This is a genomic window from Actinocorallia aurantiaca (genome assembly GCF_039533685.1).
Taxonomy (GTDB): domain Bacteria; phylum Actinomycetota; class Actinomycetes; order Streptosporangiales; family Streptosporangiaceae; genus Actinocorallia; species Actinocorallia aurantiaca.
On record NZ_BAAATZ010000017.1, the window covers coordinates 89,541 to 108,571 of the forward strand.

Below are 19,031 nucleotides of genomic sequence, written 5' to 3' on the forward strand. Positions count from 1 at the left end.
CATGGCCTCGACGACCCCCGAAGCACGCCAGCGCTATCGCGACGCCCTGTCCGTGCGCGAATTCCGCTTCATCTTCACCGCGCAGGTCATCGCCATGGTCGGCATGATGATGGCCGACTTCGCCACGACGGTGCTGGTTTACCGGCGCACCGGGTCCGCGCTGCTCGGCTCCCTCGTCCTGGCCCTGGCGTTCCTGCCGCACCTGTTCTCCGGGACTCTGCTGTCCTCCCTGGTGGACCGCGTTCCGGTGCGGCGGCTCATGACCGGCTGCTGCCTGCTCGTCGCGGGCCTGGCCGCGCTGATGGCGGTCCCCGGCATGCCGGTGGCGGCGCTGCTCGGGCTGGTGTTCCTCATCGGCATGGTGGGGCCGGTCCTGTCCGGGGCGCGGGCGGCGACCCTGCCCGAGGTGCTGCCTCCGGCGGCCTACATCCCCGGGCGCAGCCTGCTGCGCCTGGTCTCCCAGCTCGCCCAGGTGGTCGGGTTCGGGCTGGGCGGCCTGCTGCTGGTCTTCGTCGAACCGGCCGCCGCCCTGCTGCTGGAATCGGCGGCGTTCGTCGTGGCCGCCGTCCTGCTGCGCGTGGGCACCCTGGACCGTCCGGCGGTGAGCGCCGGGGACGGCTCGATGCTCCGAGACTCCCTCACCGGCGTCCGCGAGGTCCTGGCCCTCCGGCCGCTGCGGCGCAACCTGCTGCTCGGCTGGTCGGTCCCCCTGCTGGCCGTCTTCCCCGAGGCGCTCGCCACCCCCTACGCGGCGGAGAGGGCGATGACGACCGCCGAGCTCGGCCTCCTCATGGCCGCCGCGCCCATCGGCTCCCTCGTCGGCGAGTTCCTCGGCATACGGCTCCTGAGCCCGGCCCGGCAGGTCCGCATGATCGCCCCGCTGGCCGTCCTGTCCCTGGCACCCCTGCTGGGCTACGCGATGCGGCCCGGCTTCGTCCCTGCGGCGCTGTTGCTGTTCCTGGCCGGGCTGGGCGTCGTCCACCACCTCGGCCAGGACCGCCACCTGCTCCAGGTCGCGCCCGAACGCCTGCGTTCGCGGGCCCTGGCCCTGCAGACCACGGGGCTGATGTTCTTCCAGGGCTTGGGCTTCGCCGTCGCGGGGGTCGCGGGTGAGTTCTTCCGGATCTCCGCGGTCGTGCCCGTCGCCGCGCTGCTGGGGCTCGCGGCGGTGGCCGTGCTGCGCCCTTCCCGTCAGGGCACGGTCTCGGCCGCCTCGACCTTGTAGCCGGGGATGGACGGCCATCGGACGGTGAGGACGACCGACTCCTCCTCGGCGTACCAGGAGTGGTCGACGCCCCGGCCCCAGACGACGTAGTCGCCCTGCTTGCTCAGCACCACGTCGCGGCCGGGGAACTCCATGCGGAAACGGCCGCTGATCAGGACCAGGAGGGCGGTGCGGTCTTCGCCGTGCACCCACGCGGCACGCGCGTCGCCGGGCGGGTGCACGCCCCACTTGATCTCGACGTCGGTGCTGTGCCGGGCGTCGCCCTCGGGCATGAAATGCCCGAGGAGCCAGCCGCGCTCCTCGGGCGCGTCGATGTTGGCGTTGCCCACGTAGATGTCTTCTGTCACGGTCGGCGAGACTAACCGAGATCGCCGGTGGACCGTTCGACGGCGGTGACGGGCGCCGCCGGTCAGATGCCGAGGCGGGCGGCGATGCCCTCCAGCAGGCAGTCGAGGCCGTGGGCGAAGCGCCATTCGGCGTCGTCCTTGCGCGTGGCCGTCCTGAGGTACTTCTCGAAGGCGGGATAGCGGCCGGTGCCCATGAGCCAGACCATCGTCGGGGCGAGCTCGGAGCGCAGCCCGTCGCCGCCGGACAGTCCCTCGTCGTCGATGAGCGCGGTGACGGCGGTCTCGTAGCCCATCGCGCCCTCCACATAGGCGTCGACGGCCCTGAACACGCTCATCATCGTGTCGGCGTCCATGCCGTGGCCGTCCAGCACGGCGAGCGCCTGCTCGGCGACGGCCATCCGGTTCGGCGTGAGCGCCAGCTTGGCCCGCGAGGGCAGCCGGCCGAGCCAGGGGTGCGCCAGCGTCAGCTCCCGGGTGCGGAAGGCCAGGTCCCGGAGCGCCTCCCGCCAGCCGAGGCCGTCCGGCAGCCACGGCTCGGCGTAGACGTGATCGACCATCAGGTCCAGGAGGTCGTCCTTGCCGGACAGGTAGCGGTAGGGCGCCATGGGGGCGACGCCCAGCTCGGCGGCGAGCCGGCGCATGGTGACGGCCTCCAGTCCCTCCGCGTCGGCGAGCGCGACCGCGGCCGAGGCGATGCGCTCGGGGGACAGCGTCTGACGCGGCGCGGGCGCGGGACGCTCCAGCCGCTCCCACAGGGATCCCGGTTTCTCCGTAGCCATGAGTACAACGTATCCCAGTTAGACAACGTACACAGCGCTGTGTACGTTGTATCTCGATCAATACGACGTACACATCCGGGGAGTCCCGCCATGAACGAAATGAAGATCGCGATCCTCGTCGGCAGCACCAGGGACGGCCGCTTCGCCCCCTCCGTCGCCGCGTGGACGGCGAACCTGATCGCCGAGCGCGGGGACATGCGGGCGGACGTCATCGACCTGGTCGAGACCCCGCTGCCGACCGTCTTCCCCGTCCTCGGGCAGCCGCCCGCGTCCGCCGCGGACCGGGAGCTGCTGGCCGCGGTGTCGCCCCGCATGGCCGAGGCCGACGCCTTCGTCATCGTGACGCCCGAGTACAACCACAGCTTCCCCGCGGCGCTGAAGAACGCCATCGACTGGCACGGCACCGAATGGCACGCCAAGCCGGTCGCCTTCGTCTCCTACGGCGCCTTCTCGGGCGGTCTGCGGGCGATCGAGCAGCTGCGCCAGGTCCTTGCCGAACTGCACGCGGTGACGGTCCGCGACGCCGTCTCCCTCCAGCACCCGTGGGCGCAGTTCGACGGCGACGGCCGGACCGCGGACCCGGCCGTCGAAGCCGCCGGCAAGCTCATGCTCGACCGCCTCGCCTGGTGGGCGCACGCGCTGCGCACCGCCCGCGCCGCCACTCCCTACGCCGCCTGACATGGGCGACCTCACCCGAGCCGAACGACGCTCCCTCCACATCGGCGTGTTCGGCCTGCTGCTCGGCATGTTCCTGGCGATGCTCGACGGGCTGATCGTGGGCACCGCGCTGCCCACGATCGCCGGGGACCTCGGCGGGCTGGATCGATTGCCCTGGGTGGTGACCGCGTACATGCTCGCCGCCGCGGCCACCACTCCCCTCTGGGGCAAGCTGGGCGACCTGTTCGGCCGCAAGGCCGTCTTCGTCACCGCGATCGTGCTCTTCCTGGCCGGGTCCGTCCTGTGCGGCCTGGCGCGGGACATGACCCAGCTCATCGCCTTCCGCGCCGTGCAGGGACTCGGCGCGGGCGGGCTCATGGTCGGGGCGCTCGCCATCATCGGCGTGCTGATCCCGCCCCGCGACAGCGGCCGGATCCAGTCGATGATCGGCGTCATCATGCCGATCGCCTACGTCGGCGGCCCGCTGCTCGGCGGCCTGCTCACCGACCACATGAGCTGGCGCTGGACGTTCTACGTGAACGTGCCCGTCGGCGCGGTGGCCCTCCTGCTCATCGCGGCCCGCATCCACCCGCCGCCCGCCCCGCGCGGGCGGCCCCGCATCGACTACGCGGGCGCCGCCCTGCTGACGGCCTCCATCGTGGCCCTGACCCTGCTCGCGGGCTGGGCCGGGACCGCCCACCCGTGGACCTCGCCGCAGATCCTCGGCCTGGGCGCGGCCGGCGTCCTCGGCGTCGCCTGGTTCGTCGCCGTCGAGCGGCGGGCGGCCGAGCCGATCATCCCGCCCCGGCTGTTCGCCGACCGCGACTTCACCGTCGTGCAGACGCTCGGGTTCCTCGTCGGCGCCGCGATGCTGACCGTGACCAACTACCTGCCGCAGTACTTCCAGTTCGTGCAGGGCGCGTCTCCGGCCGCCGCGGGCATGCTCCTGCTCCCGCTGATGTTCGGCATGCTCGGCGCCCAGCTGCTCACCGGCCGCCTCATCAGCGCCGACGGCCGCTACCGGCGCTATCCGATCCTCGGCGGCGCCCTCATGACCGCGGGCGTCCTCGCCCTGCTCCAGCTCGGCACGGACACCCCCGCGCCCGTCGCCTCGGCCCTCACGCTCCTCATCGGGGCCGGGATCGGCCTGCTGATGCAGAGCAGCACGCTCATCACCATGAACAGCGCCGACCCGCGCGACATGGGCGCCGCCAACGGCACCCTCATGCTGTTCCGCACCATCGGCGGCTCGCTGGGCATCGCCCTCCTGGGCTCCCTCTACGCCGCCCGCATGGCCGCCGACCTGACCGCCCGCCTGGGACCGTCCACGGCCGCGCACCTCACCGAAGGCGGCGTCCTCACCCCCGCCCTTCTCCCCACCCTGCCGGCGGAGACCATCGACGCCGTCCGCTCCGCCGTCACCGACGGTCTCCACCTGATCCTCTACGGCACCCTCGTCCTGGCCCTCCTCACCTTCGCCGCCTCCTGGCTCATCCGCGAGGTCCCCCTTCGCACCACCCTCCCTCCGTCCGCCCCTGAACCGGACAGCTCGCCGACCGGCCGATGAGGTCAAGTGACGAGTCCAGGCTGGCGTCTTCTCAGTGGATCGTTCAGCACGCGCCAGCGCGCGTTCAGCCACCTCTAGTACGCCGCCAGGCGGACGTCCGTCAGTGGATCGTTCAGCACGCGCCAGCGCGCGTTCAGCCACCGCTAGGACGCCGCCAGGCGGACGTCTTCTCAGTGGATGAGGGCGTGGTTCTCGGCGTCGGTGCGGCGGAGGCGGGTGGCTATGGCGTTGGCGATGGACCAGCGCAGGGAGTCGGCCAGGCGGGGGGAGTCGCGTTCGAGGCGGGCCAGGGACTGGGTGGTGAGGACCAGGCAGGAGGTGGGGCACTCGGCGACGATGCGGTGGGTGTGCTCGGCGTCGTCGATCAGGGCGAGGCGTCCTACGGCGGTGCCGGGGCCCATGGACGTCTCCCGGAAGGGGCGCGGCGGGTTTCCGATCATGATCTGCCGGGCCAGGCCGCCGGAGATGATGAAGCACAGCGCGGCGACGTCCTCCATGAGGCGCTCGCCGGGGGCGTACTCGCGCGGCTCCAGGTAGGCCTCCAGGGCGGTGACCAGGAACGGGTCGAGGCTGCGCAGCAGGTCCTGTTCGGCCAGGGGCACCGTCATGCGGGAGGCTCCGGCGGACTCCAGCAGGGCGTCCTCGCACCATTCCAGGGCGGCGTCCCTGGTCTCGGAGATGACCGCCGACGGGACGGTGACGCCCTTCTCGGTATCGACGACGACCGTGGTGATGCCGCGTTCCTTCAGCTTGGCGGCCAGCCCTTCCAGCAGGGCCTCGGCGACGGGCGCGACCCTGCCCGCGCGCTTGAGGTCCAGGACGACCCAGCGGACGGAGTCGGTGTCCTCGCTGATGGTCCGCACGATCGCCTCGGAGCTGCTGAAGGCGAGGTCGCCGCGGAGCACGTAGACACGGATGGCGCCGCCCAGACGGGTCAGGGCGGTGCGCTCGTCGTGGGCGCGCACGCGGGAGGAGTGCGCGGTGTCGCCGCGCAGGGTGCGGTGGAAGACCGGGCCGGAGCGCTCGGCGGGGCGCATCAGGTGCAGCCCGAACCGCTCGGACAGCTCCTCGCAGGCGGTGACGCCGCGCACGCTGTTGCCGCGCGAGTCCAGGCGCGGGCTGAAGAAGCCGAGCCCGAGCTGGGAGGGCAGCGCGGCGATGAGGCCGCCGGACACGCCGCTCTTGGCGGGCAGCCCGGCGCGGACCAGCCACTCCCCCGCGTAGTCGTAGGTGCCGCAGGTCGCCATGACGGTCAGCGCCTTGGCCGCGGCCTCCACCGACACGACGGTCTCGCCGGTCAGCGGGTTGACGCCGCCTCCGGCGAGGGTCGCGGTCATGACGGCCAGGTCGCGGGTGGTCACCAGCGCGGCGCACTGCTCGAAGTACAGCTCCAGGGACTCCTCGACGTCGCAGGTGAGGGTGCCGGCACCGTGCATGAGGTAGGCCAGGGCGCGGTTGCGGTCGCCGGTGGCGGCCTCCGATTCCATCACCTTCCGGTCGACGGCCAGTTCCCGTCCGGCGAAGGCCGACAGGCCGGAGAGGATGCGCGTCCTGCGCTCCTCGAAGGTGTCGCCGCCGACGAGGGTGGAGGTGACGATGGCGCCGGAGTTGACCATGGGGTTGTAGGGGCGGCCGGTGGACGGCTCGAGCCGGACGGCGTTGAAGGCGTCGCCGGTGGGCTCGACGCCGACCTGCTTGAGCACGTCGGGCAGTCCGAGGTCCTGGAGGGCCAGGGCGTAGACGAACGGCTTGGACACCGACTGGATCGTGAACGGCACCCGGCTGTCCCCGGCCTCGTAGAGGGTGCCGTCGAGGGTCGCGACGGCCAGGCCGAACCATTCGGGGTCGGCCTTGCCCAGTTCCGGGATGTAGGTGGCGACCTCACCGGCGCGCAGGTCGATGAGACGGGCGTGCAGGTCGTCCAGCAGATCCTGAATCGGACTGACAAATGGTGCGTTCACCCTGTTAGCGTAACGAAACTGGTTACCGGGTGAGATCACCGGAATAGGTCAAGCCCTGTCCGTCGCTCCACAGGTATCCCAGGACGTCGCCCGACGGCGTGAGCGTGATCGTCCCGCCGCTGCACCCGGTGGCCACGTGCTGGAACAGGATCGAGCCGCCCTCGTCGCGCAGGTACCGCATCGGCTGCACGCAGCCCCCGCCGTCCCGCCAGGTCGCCTCGGCCGTGCCCGCCGTGAGCGTGAGGGTGATCTCCGTCGGATTGGGATCGGCCGGATCGTTGGAGCGGGCCGTGCCGCTCCAGGACCCCGCGTACGCCGGAGGAACCCCGGTCGAGGGCGCCGTGACCGTCGGAGAGGCCGTGCCCGTCGAGGAGGGCCCGGTGATCGCGGCGGAGCCCTTCTCGTCCGGCTTGTCACCGCTCCGAGGCCACAGCAGGAACGCGGCGACCAGCAGCACGGCCAGCAGGCCGGCCCCTCCGGCCGTCCAGGCCGTACGCGACGGGCGCCTGCCGCGAGGCCCGCGCTCGGGAACGGGGACCGTCGGCTCCCTCAGCCGTCCCGCGGTCTGCGGCGAGACCAGCCCGACCAGGACGTCGTGCGCGTCGGGGCGGGCCGCCGGGTCCTTGGCCAGGCAGGCGCGGACCAGGGGCAGCAGTTCGGGGGGAACCGCGCTCAGGTCCGGCTCGTGGGTGAGGATGCGCTGGTAGATGAGCGCGACGCTCTCGGCCCCGAACGGGTGGGCCCCGGTGGCTGCGTAGACGATGGTCGCGGCCCAGGAGAACAGGTCGGACGCCGCCGTGACGCTCTCGCCGCGCAGCAGTTCCGGGGCGAGGTAGCCGGGCGTCCCCACGGAGGCCGTCACCGAGCTTCCGGCGTCCAGCGGGCGGGCGATGCCGAAGTCCACGACGCGGGGTCCGTCGGGGCCCAGCAGCACGTTGGCGGGCTTGAAGTCGCGGTGCACCACCCCGGCGTCGTGGATGGCGGCCAGCGCCGAGGCCGTCCCGATCGCCAGGCGGACCAGCTCTCCCCCGCGCAGCGCCCCTTGTGCCTGCACCCGCTCCTGCAGGGACGGCCCGTCGACGTACTCGCTGACGATGTGGCCGTCCTCGTAGGAGATCAGCCGCGCCGTGCAGAACGGGTTGACGCGCTTGAGGACCTCGAACTCGCGGGCCAGCCGCCGCTGGGTGGCCGGATCGGTGTGCCCTTTGAGCACTTTGACGGCGACCTTGCCCCCGTCGGGGCCGATGCCGAGGTAGACCGTGCCCTGGCCGCCTTCGCCGAGCCGGCGGACCAGGTCGTACTCGCCGAGCCGGCGGGGGTCGCCTGGCCCCAGAGGAGCGGACATGCCTCAAGATAACCCGTGAAGCTCTCCTTCGGAGAGGAATATCTGGATCACCCGGTGTCGGCCAGCAGCGCGGCCTCGGCCATCCGGCGCAGCAGCCGCGCCATGGCCTCGCGGTCGAGCTCGCCGGCGCTGTGCGGGGTGGAGTTGAGCAGGCCGAAGACCGCGTGGACGGCGGCCCGGGCCTCCTCCCTCGGCCGCGGCCGCTGTTCGCACAGCACCCGCACCCATTCCTCGACGTAGGCGCGCTGGAGGCGGCGGATCTCGCGGCGGGGGGCCTCGGGGACGTTCTCCAGCTCGCGTTCGTGCACGGTGATGAGCGCGGGATTGTCGAGCGCGAAGGAGATGTGCCAGTCCAGGAGCGCGCCCAGGGGGTCGGCGGCGACGGCGGCGCGCCGGAATCCCTCGTCGTGCAGCCGGGCGCTGATGTCCAGCAGGACCTCGGCCAGCAGCGCCTCCTTGCCGGCGAAGTGCCGGTAGAGCGCGGGCCCGGTGAGCCCGACGGACGCGCCGAGATCACCGATGGACACCCCGTGGTAGCCGCGCCTCGCGAACAGCCCGGCCGCCGCGGCGAGGATCTGGGTCCGCCTCGCCCGGGTATCGATCTCCATGCCCCCAGTGTAGACGACGCTGTTAATGATGATTAACATCTGTTGTTAGTGTTCATTAACATGACTTCCGCCCCCGGGCGGACCACCGACCGAACCGATCGAGGAGGGGCGTTGGGAGCACTGCCGAGCCGCGCCGACGTCGCGAGCGAGCCCTACAAGAGCAACGCCGCGGCGAACGCCGAACTCGTCTCGCGGCTGCGGGAACGGCTGGCGGCCGCGGCCCTGGGCGGTCCCGCCCGGGCCCGTGAACGGCACGTGTCCCGGGGCAAGCTCCTGCCCCGTGAGCGGGTCGACCGGCTGCTGGATCCGGGGTCGCCCTTCCTGGAGCTGTCGCCGCTGGCCGCCTACGGGCTGTACGGGGACGCCGCCCCCGGCGCCGGGATGATCACGGGGGTGGGTCGGGTCTCCGGCCGCGAGTGCGTGATCATCGCCAACGACGCGACGGTCAAGGGCGGGACCTACTTCCCCATGACCGTGAAGAAGCACCTGCGGGCCCAGGAGGTGGCGCTGCACAACCGGCTGCCGTCCATCGCCCTGGTCGACTCCGGAGGCGCGTTCCTGCCGATGCAGGACGAGGTCTTCCCCGACCGCGAGCACTTCGGCCGGATCTTCTACAACCAGGCCAATCTCTCGGCCCTGGGCGTGGCGCAGCTGGCCGCCGTCATGGGCTCGTGCACCGCGGGCGGGGCGTACGTGCCGGCGATGAGCGACGAGAACGTCATCGTCCGGAACCAGGGGACGATCTTCCTGGGCGGCCCGCCGCTGGTGAAGGCCGCGACCGGCGAGGTCGTGACGGCCGAGGAGCTCGGCGGCGGCGAGGTGCACTCCCGGATCTCCGGCGTCACCGACCACCTGGCCGAGGACGACGCCGACGCCCTGCGCATCCTGCGGGAGATCGTCTCCACGCTCGGGCCGCGCGCCCCCCGGCCGTGGGAAGTGAGCACGCCCGCCGAACCGCTCTACGACCCGTCCGAGCTGTACGGGATCGTCCCGCCGGACCCGCGGACTCCCTACGACGTGCGCGAGGTCATCGCCCGTGTCGTCGACGGCAGCGAGTTCACCGAGTTCAAGAAGGAGTACGGGCCGACGCTCGTCACCGGATTCGCCCGCATCCAGGGCCATCCGGTCGGCATCCTCGCCAACAACGGCATCCTGTTCGCCGAGTCGGCGATGAAGGGCGCGCATTTCATCGAGCTGTGCGACCGCCGCTCGATCCCTCTGGTGTTCCTGCAGAACATCTCCGGCTTCATGGTCGGCCGCGACTACGAGCACGGCGGCATCGCCAAGCACGGCGCCAAGATGGTCACGGCCGTCTCCTGCGCCCGGGTGCCGAAGTTCACCGTGGTCATCGGCGGCTCCTACGGCGCGGGCAACTACGCCATGTGCGGACGCGCTTATTCGCCCCGGTTCCTGTGGATGTGGCCGAACGCCCGGATCTCGGTGATGGGCGGCGAGCAGGCCGCCTCCGTGCTCACCACCGTCGGCGACGCCGACGCCGACGCGATCCGGGAGCAGTACGAGACGCAGGGCGAGCCGTACTACTCCACCGCGCGGCTGTGGGACGACGGCGTGATCGACCCGGCCGACACCCGCCGGGTCCTCGGCCTCGCCCTGTCCGCCGCCGCCAACGCCCCTCTCGCCGACGTCGGCTACGGCGTCTTCCGGATGTGAGGCCCATGTTCACCGCAGTTCTCATCGCCAACCGCGGCGAGATCGCCGTCCGCGTCCAGCGCACCCTGCGCGGGCTCGGCGTGCGCTCCGTCGCCGTGTACGCGCCCGACGACGCTGGTTCCGTCCACGTCCGCCGGGCCGACGAGGCCGTGCCGGTCCCGTCCTATCTGGACGGCGCGGCGATCATCGAGGCGGCGCTGGCCACCGGGGCTCAGGCCGTGCATCCCGGTTACGGGTTCCTCGCCGAGAACGCCGCGTTCGCCCGCGCCTGCGCCGAGGCGGGGCTGGTGTTCGTCGGCCCGCCGCCCCCGGCCATCGACGCCATGGGCGACAAGATCGAGGCGAAGCTGACCGTCGCCGCCGCCGGGGTGCCTGTGGTCCCCGGCCGCGACGAGCGGGGGCTGAACGACGAGGTGCTCGCCGAGGCCGCCCTGGAGATCGGGCTGCCGGTGCTGATCAAGCCGTCCGCCGGCGGCGGGGGCAAGGGCATGCGCCTGGTGCGCTCCGCCGACGAGCTGGCCGGGGCGATCGCCTCGGCCCGGCGCGAGGCGCGCGGCGCGTTCGGCGACGACACCCTGCTGGTCGAGCGGTTCATCGACGGGCCCCGCCACATCGAGGTGCAGGTCTTCGCTGACGGCCACGGCAACGTCGTGCACCTGGGCGAGCGGGAGTGCAGCCTCCAGCGCCGCCACCAGAAGATCGTGGAGGAGGCGCCCTCCCCCCTGCTCGACGCCGAGCGGCGGGCGGAGATCGGCGCGCACGCGGTGAACGCGGCCCGTTCCATCGGCTACGTCGGCGCGGGCACCGTGGAGTTCATCGTCGCGGGCGAGCGGCCCGACGAGCGCTACTTCATGGAGATGAACACCCGGCTCCAGGTCGAGCATCCGGTGACCGAGCTGGTGACCGGACTGGATTTGGTCGAGCTCCAGCTGCGGGTGGCGTCCGGCGAGCCGCTGCCTTTCACCCAGGACGACCTCGCCCTCGACGGCCACGCGATCGAGGCCCGCGTCTACGCCGAGGACCCCGCCCGGAACTTCCTGCCGACCGGCGGGCGGATCCTCGCGCTCACCGAGCCCGCCGGAGCGCGGGTGGACTCCGGCGTGGACGCGGGCGACGAGATCGGCAGCCGGTACGACCCGATGATCGCCAAGGTGGTCGTGCACGGGAAGGACCGGGCCGAGGCGCTGCGGGCGATGGACCGGGCCCTGGCCGGCTACGCGCTGCTGGGCGTGCACACCAACGTCGCCTTCCTGCGGGGGCTGCTGGCGCGGCCCGAGGTCGTCTCCGGCGAATTGGACACCGGCCTGGTCGAACGGGTGCTGCCCGAGCTGACCGCCGGAGGCTCCGTCCCGGACTGGGTCCTGGTGGCCGCCGCGCTGGAGCGGATGTGCGCGGTCGCACCGTCCGGAACCGATCCTTGGGACGCCATGGACGGCTGGCGGCTCGGCGAGGCCGCGTGGACCCCGCATACGCTGGTCGTGGACGGGGGTGAACCGGTCGAGGTGCGGACCCGGGGCGGAGAGGTGGCCGTCGGCGACGGTGATCCCCGACGGGCCGTCCTGTCCGCGGACGCCCTGCTGCTCGACGGGCGCCGCCATCCCCATCACCGGGTCACCGGCCCCGACGGCGCCGTCTGGATCGGCGCGGGCGGGCGCGCCTGGTCCGTCCGGGAGCAGGAGCGGCTGCTGGGCGGCGGGACGTCGGCGGCGGCCGGAGGCGTCCTGCGCAGCCCGATGCCCGGCACCGTCCTGGCCGTCAAGGTGGCCGAGGGCGACCAGGTGGCCGAGGGCCAGCCGGTCGTGATCGTCGAGGCGATGAAGATGGAGCACACCATCGTCGCGGCCGTCGCCGGGACCGTCGCCCGGCTGCCGGTCCGCGCCGGGGCCCAGGTGGCGCTCGACGCCGTCCTGGCCGAGATCACGCCACGGGAGGATGCGGAATGAACCTGCCCGAACAGGTCACCATCTACGAGGTCGGCGCCCGCGACGGCCTCCAGAACGAGAAGACGGCCATCCCCGTGGAGGTGAAGGCCGAGTTCATCGGCAGGCTCGCCGACGCGGGGCTGACCGCCATCGAGGCGACCAGCTTCGTGCACCCGAAGTGGGTGCCGCAGCTGGCCGACGCGGACGAGCTGATGGCGGAGCTGGAGCGCAGGCCCGGGGTGAACTACCCGGTGCTGGTGCCCAACGAGCGCGGCATGGGCCGCGCCCTGGCCGCCGGGGTCGGGGAGATCGCGATCTTCGCCAGCGCCACCGAGGCGTTCGCCCGCAAGAACCTCAACCGCTCCATGGACGAGCAGTACGCCATGTTCGAGCCGGTCGTCTCCCGGGCTCTGGCCGAGGGCATGCGGGTGCGGGTGTACCTGTCGATGGCCTTCGGCGACCCGTGGGAGGGCGACGTGCCGATCCCGCAGGCCGTCGCCGCCGGAAAGCGGCTGCTGGAGATGGGCTGCTACCAGCTCAGCCTCGGCGACACCATCGGCGTCGGCACCGCCGGGCACGTCCAGGAGCTCATCGCCGCCTTCGGCGACCCGTCCGCGCTCGCCGTGCACTTCCACGACACCTACGGGCAGGCGCTGGCCAACACGCTGGCCGCGCTCCAGGCGGGCGTCACCACCGTGGACGCCTCGGCCGGAGGGCTCGGCGGCTGCCCGTACGCCAAGAGCGCCACCGGCAACCTCGCCACCGAGGACCTGGTCTGGATGCTCGACGGGCTGGGGATCCGGCACGGCGTGTCCCTGGACTCCCTCGTCGAGACCAGCACGTGGATGGCCGGGCACCTGGGCCGTCCCTCCCCTTCCCGCGTCGTCACCGCTAGGAGCAACTCATGATCGACTTCACCCTCACCGAGGAGCAGGCCGCGCTGAAGGAGAGCGTCGCCGCCTTCGCCCGCGAGGCGGTCGCGCCGGTGATCGGCGGCCACTACGAGCGGGGCGAGTTCCCCTACGAGCTCGTCGCCGGCATGGGCAAGATGGGCCTGTTCGGGCTGCCGTTCTCCGAGGAGCACGGCGGCATGGGCGGCGACTACTTCACGCTCTGCCTGGCGCTGGAGGAACTGGCCCGGGTCGACTCCTCCGTCGCCATCACCCTGGAGGCCGGGGTGTCGCTGGGCGCGATGCCGATCTACCGGTTCGGCACCGAGGAGCAGAAGCGCAGGTACCTGCCGAAGCTCGTGAGCGGCGAGCGGCTCGCGGCGTTCGGCCTCACCGAGCCCGGCGGAGGCTCGGACGTGCCGGGCGGCATGCGCACCACGGCCAGGCTCGAGAACGGCGAGTGGGTGATCAACGGGTCGAAGTGCTTCATCACCAACTCCGGCACCGACATCACCGAGTTCGTCACCGTCACCGCGCTGACCGGCGAGGACGAGATCTCCACGATCATCGTCCCGAACGGCACGCCCGGCTTCACCGTCGGGCCGGAGTACTCCAAGGTCGGCTGGCGGGCCTCCGACACCCGCGAGCTGTTCTTCGACGACGTCCGCGTCCCCGAGGAGAACCTGGTGGGCCCGCGCGGCCGGGGTTACGCCCAGTTCCTGCGCATCCTGGACGAGGGGCGCATCGCGATCGCGGCCCTGTCCGTGGGGCTGGCGCAGGGCTGCGTCGACGAGAGCCTGCGGTACGTCAAGGAGCGCAAGGCGTTCGGCCGGGCGATCGGCGAGTACCAGGCCATCCAGTTCAAGATCGCCGAGATGGAGCGGCGGGTCTGGACCGCCCGCGTCGCCTACTACGCGGCGGCGGCCAGGATGCTGCGCGGCGAGCCGTTCAAGAAGGAGGCGGCGATCGCCAAGCTGACCGCCTCCGACGCGGCCATGGACAACAGCCGGGACGCCACGCAGGTCTTCGGCGGCTACGGCTTCATGAACGAGTTCCCTGTCGGCCGCTTCTACCGGGACGCCAAGATCCTGGAGATCGGCGAGGGCACCTCGGAGGTCCAGCGCATGATCATCTCCCGTCAGCTGGGGCTCTCGTGATCACTCTCAACCGGCACGGGCACGTCGCCGAGATCGTCCTGGACCGGCCGAAGGCGCACAACGCGCTGTCCACCGAGATGGCCGCGAAGCTCGCCGCGACCTGCGCGGAGGTCGCGGACTCCGCCGCGCGCGCCGTCGTCCTGTCGTCCTCCGCCGAGAGGTCCTTCTGCGTGGGCGCGGACCTGAAGGAACGCGCGACGATGACCGACGACGACCTGATGCGCCAGCGTCCGGTCTTCCGCTCGGCCTTCGGCGCCGTCCTGAACCTGCCGCAGCCCGTCGTCGCCGCCGTCCACGGGTTCGCGCTCGGCGGCGGCACCGAGTTCGCCCTCTGCTGCGACCTCGTCGTCGCCGACCCCACGGCCGTCTTCGGCCTGCCCGAGGTGGGCGTCGGCCTGGTCCCGGCCGGCGGCGGCACCCAGCTGCTGCAGCGCCGGGTCGGCACGGCCAGGGCCGCCGACCTCATCTTCACCGGCCGCAAGATCGCGCTGGACGAGGCCGTCGCCCTGGGCCTGGTGGACCGCACCGCCCCCGAAGGCCGCGACCGCGAGACCGCCCTGGAACTGGCGTCCTCGATCGCCGCCAACTCCCCGGTCGCGCTGCGCGCCGCCAAGCGGTCCCTGCGCCACGGCGCCTCCCTGGACCTCGCCGCGGCTCTGGACGTCGAGGACGCCGCCTGGCGCACCGCCGCCCTGTCCGGCGACCGCCGCGAGGGCATCACCGCCTTCAACGAGAAGCGCCGCCCGGAGTGGCCGGGCGTCTGAACCGCCGCAGGGCGCGGGACTCCCACGCCTTCCGGCGGCCGGGGCCTTGATGATCGTCAAGCGGGGCCCCGGTACGCCGGGGGCCCGGGCCGCCGGGGAGACTACCGGGGGCATCGGGTCCGCCCGTTGTCCACAGCCCCGCGGGGGCGATCGCGAAATCGCGGGATCATGAGAGCAGACGTCCCGGCCGGCCGGGAGTCCGAGCAGCGAGGAGGCCGCCGTGCAGGAGGGCACCACCCTGTGGGAGCCGTCGCGGGAGACCGTGGAACGGGCGCGGATCAGCGCGTTCATGCGCGCGCTGCCGTCGGGGCCGCGGAGTTATGACGAGCTGTGGCGCTGGTCGGTGGAGGACGTCGACGGGTTCTGGCAGACGGTCTGGGACTACTTCGGGATCGTCGGCGACCGGGGGGAGGGCCCGGTGCGCGAGGGCGGGCCGACGCCGGTGGACGGGCTGCGCTGGTTCCCCTCGGCACGCCTGAACTACGCCGAGAACATGCTGCGGCACGCCGCCGAGCGGCCCGACCGCACGGCGGTCGTCTACCGGACCGACGACGGGTCGGGGCTGGAGCTCACCTGGGCGGAGCTCGCCGGGCAGGTCGCGCGTGCCCGCGCCGGGCTGGCCGCGCTCGGCGTCGGCCGAGGCGACAGGGTCGCCGGGTACCTGCCGAACCGGCCCGAGGCCCTGGTCGTCATGCTCGCCGCCGCCTCCCTGGGCGCGGCCTGGTCGTCGTGCTCGCCGGACTTCGGGGCGCCGAGCGTCATCGACCGGTTCCAGCAGATCGAGCCGAAGGTCCTGCTGGCCGTGGACGGCTACGTCCACAACGGCAAGGTCTTCGACCGGCGCGAGGCGCTCGGGGAGATCCGGGCCGCGCTGCCGACGCTGAGCGCCACCGTGCTCGTCAACGTCGTCTCCTCCGACCCCGTGGAGGGCACGCTCCCCTACCCCGAACTCTTCCGCGACGGCGAGCCCGCCTTCGACCGGGTGCCGTTCGACCAGCCCCTGTGGATCCTGTACTCGTCCGGCACGACGGGCCTGCCCAAGCCGATCGTCCACGGGCACGGCGGGATGGTGCTGGAGCACGTCAAGTCCCTGGCCCTGCACCAGGACATCGGCCCGGACGACGTCTTCTTCTGGTTCACCACCACCGGCTGGATGATGTGGAACTACCTCGTCAGCGGGCTGATGACGGGTGCGACCATCGTCCTGTTCGACGGCGCCCCCGGCGGGGACGTGCTGTGGCGGCTGGCCGCCGAGACCGGCACCACCCACCTGGGCCTGGGCGCCCCGTACGTCATGGCCTCCCGCAAGGCCGGGCTCACCCCGGGCCGCAGCCTCGACCTGTCGGCGCTGCGGCTGATCGGCTCGACCGGCTCGCCGCTGCCGCCGGAGGGGTTCTCCTGGGTATACGAGGAGGTCAAACGGGACGTCCTGCTCGGTTCGCTGTCGGGCGGCACGGACATCTGCTCGGGCTTCGTGGGGCCGGTGCCGCTGCTGCCGGTCCGCGCCGGGGTGATCCAGTGCCGGGCGCTCGGCGCGAAGATCGAGGCCTTCGACGAGGCTGGCCGCCCCGTCGTGGACGAGGTCGGCGAACTGGTGCTGACCGAGCCGATGCCGTGCATGCCGGTCGGGTTCTGGAACGACCCGGGGAACACCCGCTACCGCGAGGCCTACTTCGAGGACTTCCCCGGCGTGTGGCGCCACGGCGACTGGGTGAAGATCCTCCCCGACGGCGGCTGCGTCATCTACGGCCGCTCCGACTCCACCCTCAACCGGGGCGGCATCCGCATGGGCACGAGCGACTTCTACCGGGTCGTGGAGTCGTTCGAGGAGATCGCCGACAGTCTGGTCATCGACACCGGCGGGCTCGGCGCGGAGGGCGAGCTGATCCTGTACCTGCAGCTCGCCCCGGGCGCCGAACTGACCGGCGACCTGCTGACCCGCCTGCGGACGGCCCTGCGCGCCGATCTGTCCCCCCGGCACGTCCCCGACCGCTTCGTCCCGGTCCCCGGGGTGCCGCGCACTCTGTCGGGCAAGAAGCTGGAGGTCCCGGTCCGCAAGATCCTCCAGGGCATCGACCCGGACAAGGCGGTCAACCGCGACTCCCTGGCCGACCCGACGGTCCTCGACCACTACCTCCCGGAAGCAACGGACGCCACCGCATGAGAGCAGAACGCGCCCCTGCCTCGGCCCGCGAGGTCCCGCGGCGGAAGGGCTCCGTCAAGGCGGCCGGTCACGATCGCCGGGCCGATTCCTTCGCACTCGACCTCCGCCTGCCGGAAACGGCAGACTTCTCCGCATGAGAACAGAACGCGATTCGGTCGAGGGGCTGCGAGAGCTGAGGCGCGAGGTCCGGGCATTCGTTCGGGAGTGGGTGGACGAGGGGCGCTTCGTCCCGCGCTGCGACTCCTGGCTGCGCGAGCACGATCCCGCCTTCTCCCGCGCCCTGGCCGGACGCGGCTGGATCGGCCTCACCTGGCCCCGCGAGTACGGCGGGGCCGAGCGCTCCAACCTCGCCCGGCTCGTCGTCACCGAGGAACTGCTGCGGGCGGGCGCCCCGGTGGCCGCGCACTGGATGGCTGACCGGCAGATCGGCCCCGCGATCCTGCGGCACGGCTCACAGGAGCTGAAGCGGCGGTTCCTGCCCGGCATCACGCGCGGCGAGACCACCTTCTGCGTCGCGATGAGCGAGACCGAGGCGGGCAGCGACCTCGCGGCCGTGCGCACCTCCGCCGTCCGCACCGACGAGGGGTGGCTGCTCAACGGGCGCAAGGTCTGGACGAGCCACGCCCACCGCTCCTCCAACGCCTACGTCCTGGCGCGCACCGCCTCGACCGGCCGCAAGCACGAAGGGCTCAGCGAGTTCCTGCTGGACCTGGCGACACCCGGCGTGACCGTCCGCCCCATCTTCGACCTCTCGGGGGAACACCACTTCAACGAGGTGTTCTTCGACGACGTCCTCATCCCCCACGACCAGCTCCTGGGCGTCGAGGGCCAGGGCTGGAAGCAGGTCACCGAGCAGCTGTCCTTCGAGCGCGGCGGAGCGGAACGGGTGCTCAGCACCTACCCCCTGCTGGCCGCGTTCGTCTCCGGGGTCTCCCCCGACGATTCCCTGGCCGTCCAGGCCGCCGGGGAGCTGACCGCCCGGCTGTCCGTGCTGCGGGCGATGGCCTGGCGGGTCGCCGCCTCGATGGACGAGGGCCGCGCTCCCATTCGCGAGGCCGCCCTGCTGAAAGCGCTGGGCACCGCCTTCGAGAAGGACGTCGTCGAAACCGTCCGCCGGGTCCGCGGCGCCCTGCCCGACCCGTCGGGAGACGGGCTCGAGCGGCTGATGGCCCAGGCGGTGCCCGCCGTCCCCGGCTTCAGCCTGCGCGGCGGCACGACGGAGATCCTCGGCACGATCGTCGCCAAGGCCCTCACCTCGGACGGATCCTCCCGCCCGGGGCGGTCCCCGCTCGGCGACCTGGCCGCGGACGTCCTCGCCGACCGGGCCCGGGGCCCCGGCCTGTGGGACGAATTGCGGGAACTGGGCTGGGCGGCGGCCGGCCTGCCGGAGGAGCTCGGCGGCGAAGGCGGCACCCTGAACGACCTCCTGACCCTCCTGGAGGCGGTCGGCGAGCACGGCGCGGCGGTCCCCCTCCTGGAGACCTCCCTGGCCTGCTGGCTGCTCACCCGGGCCGGACGTCCCGTCCCCGCGCGGATGACCGCGACGGTCGCCCTGCCCGGCCTCGGCCTGCGCGCCGGCGAGACCCTGGACGGGACGATCGACCGGGTGCCCTGGGCCTCCTCGGCCGACCTGGTCATCGTGCCGCTCGCCGGAGAGCTGGTGCTGCTGGACCACAGCGTCCCCGGCTGGTCGGTCGAACCCGGCCGGAACCTGGCCGACGAACCGCGCGACACGCTCCACCTGAACGCGTGCCGGATCCCTCCCCGCCACCGGATCCCCTGCGACGTCCCCCTCGAAAGCATTCTGGAGCGGGCCGCCCTCCTCCAGGGCGCTCAGCTCGTCGGGTCGCTGCGCACCGCGCTGCGCCTCGCCGTCGAGCACTCCCGGACCCGCGAGCAGTTCGGCCGCCCCCTCTCCGCCTTCCAGGCCGTCTCCCTGACGCTGGCCGAAGCCGCCGCCCAGGTGGAAGGCGC

At 72.6% G+C, this 19,031-nt stretch carries 15 protein-coding genes; 10 read left to right on the forward strand and 5 right to left on the reverse strand.

Features of this window, described 5'->3' with window-relative positions:
* The first annotated feature begins 1 nt into the window (after position 1).
* Complete coding sequence (locus ABD327_RS21380; RefSeq protein WP_344452337.1) at positions 2-1,225, forward strand: MFS transporter; 1,224 nt, start codon at positions 2-4, stop codon at positions 1,223-1,225.
* On the opposite strand, the gene ABD327_RS21385 is transcribed toward ABD327_RS21380, so the two are convergent.
* Together ABD327_RS21385 and ABD327_RS21390 are read right to left on the reverse strand one after the other, a co-directional pair.
* A complete protein-coding gene (locus ABD327_RS21385; RefSeq protein ID WP_344452338.1) occupies positions 1,192-1,572 on the reverse strand; it encodes a cupin domain-containing protein in 381 nt (126 codons plus the stop codon). The genes ABD327_RS21380 and ABD327_RS21385 overlap by 34 nt on opposite strands.
* Positions 1,573-1,634: 62 nt before the next feature.
* On the reverse strand, positions 1,635-2,351 hold the full coding sequence (locus ABD327_RS21390; protein WP_344452339.1) for a TetR/AcrR family transcriptional regulator C-terminal domain-containing protein: 717 nt from the start codon (positions 2,349-2,351) through the stop codon (positions 1,635-1,637).
* A gap of 90 nt (positions 2,352-2,441) precedes the next feature.
* Between ABD327_RS21390 and ABD327_RS21395 the strand changes: the two genes are divergently transcribed.
* Positions 2,442-3,029 carry an NADPH-dependent FMN reductase gene (locus tag ABD327_RS21395; RefSeq protein WP_344452340.1) on the forward strand — a complete coding sequence of 196 codons (588 nt, stop codon included), beginning with the start codon at positions 2,442-2,444 and terminating at the stop codon, positions 3,027-3,029.
* A 1-nt stretch (position 3,030) separates the two neighbouring features.
* On the forward strand, positions 3,031-4,575 hold the full coding sequence (locus tag ABD327_RS21400) for an MDR family MFS transporter (RefSeq protein ID WP_344452341.1): 1,545 nt from the start codon (positions 3,031-3,033) through the stop codon (positions 4,573-4,575).
* A 170-nt stretch (positions 4,576-4,745) separates the two neighbouring features.
* Here ABD327_RS21400 and glsA read toward each other — a convergent pair whose 3' ends face one another.
* Genes glsA through ABD327_RS21415 form a run of 3 tightly spaced genes read right to left on the reverse strand, consistent with a single transcriptional unit; the run spans position 4,746 to position 8,489 of the window.
* The gene (gene glsA / locus ABD327_RS21405) at positions 4,746-6,536 is read right to left on the reverse strand and encodes a glutaminase A (protein ID WP_344452342.1); all 1,791 of its coding nucleotides are present in this window, start codon (positions 6,534-6,536) and stop codon (positions 4,746-4,748) included.
* A gap of 22 nt (positions 6,537-6,558) precedes the next feature.
* Positions 6,559-7,881, reverse strand: a complete 1,323-nt coding sequence (locus ABD327_RS21410) for a protein kinase domain-containing protein (protein WP_344452343.1) — start codon at positions 7,879-7,881, stop codon at positions 6,559-6,561.
* Between the two features lie 47 nt (positions 7,882-7,928).
* Positions 7,929-8,489 carry a TetR/AcrR family transcriptional regulator gene (locus ABD327_RS21415; RefSeq protein WP_344452345.1) on the reverse strand — a complete coding sequence of 187 codons (561 nt, stop codon included), beginning with the start codon at positions 8,487-8,489 and terminating at the stop codon, positions 7,929-7,931.
* A gap of 120 nt (positions 8,490-8,609) precedes the next feature.
* On the opposite strand from ABD327_RS21415, the gene ABD327_RS21420 reads away from it, so the two are divergent.
* The 7 genes from ABD327_RS21420 to ABD327_RS21450 all read left to right on the forward strand — a co-directional run.
* Positions 8,610-10,160: a carboxyl transferase domain-containing protein gene (locus tag ABD327_RS21420; protein WP_344452368.1), complete on the forward strand. Its 1,551-nt coding sequence runs from the start codon at positions 8,610-8,612 to the stop codon at positions 10,158-10,160.
* Between the two features lie 5 nt (positions 10,161-10,165).
* Positions 10,166-12,103: an acetyl/propionyl/methylcrotonyl-CoA carboxylase subunit alpha gene (locus ABD327_RS21425; RefSeq protein ID WP_344452346.1), complete on the forward strand. Its 1,938-nt coding sequence runs from the start codon at positions 10,166-10,168 to the stop codon at positions 12,101-12,103.
* Positions 12,100-12,990 (forward strand): hydroxymethylglutaryl-CoA lyase, encoded by an 891-nt coding sequence (locus ABD327_RS21430; RefSeq protein ID WP_344452347.1) that lies wholly within the window; start codon positions 12,100-12,102, stop codon positions 12,988-12,990. The genes ABD327_RS21425 and ABD327_RS21430 overlap by 4 nt, the downstream gene beginning before the upstream one ends.
* Positions 12,987-14,129: an acyl-CoA dehydrogenase family protein gene (locus tag ABD327_RS21435; RefSeq protein WP_344452348.1), complete on the forward strand. Its 1,143-nt coding sequence runs from the start codon at positions 12,987-12,989 to the stop codon at positions 14,127-14,129. Before ABD327_RS21430 ends, ABD327_RS21435 begins: the two co-directional genes overlap by 4 nt.
* Positions 14,126-14,893, forward strand: coding sequence for an enoyl-CoA hydratase/isomerase family protein (locus ABD327_RS21440; protein ID WP_344452349.1), 768 nt, complete (start codon positions 14,126-14,128; stop codon positions 14,891-14,893). Before ABD327_RS21435 ends, ABD327_RS21440 begins: the two co-directional genes overlap by 4 nt.
* Positions 14,894-15,113: 220 nt before the next feature.
* Entirely contained in the window at positions 15,114-17,057 is a 1,944-nt protein-coding gene (locus ABD327_RS21445) for an acetoacetate--CoA ligase (RefSeq protein ID WP_344452350.1), read from the forward strand.
* A 133-nt stretch (positions 17,058-17,190) separates the two neighbouring features.
* Positions 17,191-19,031 (forward strand): acyl-CoA dehydrogenase family protein (locus ABD327_RS21450; RefSeq protein WP_344452351.1); only part of this gene is annotated, 1,841 nt, incomplete at its 3' end.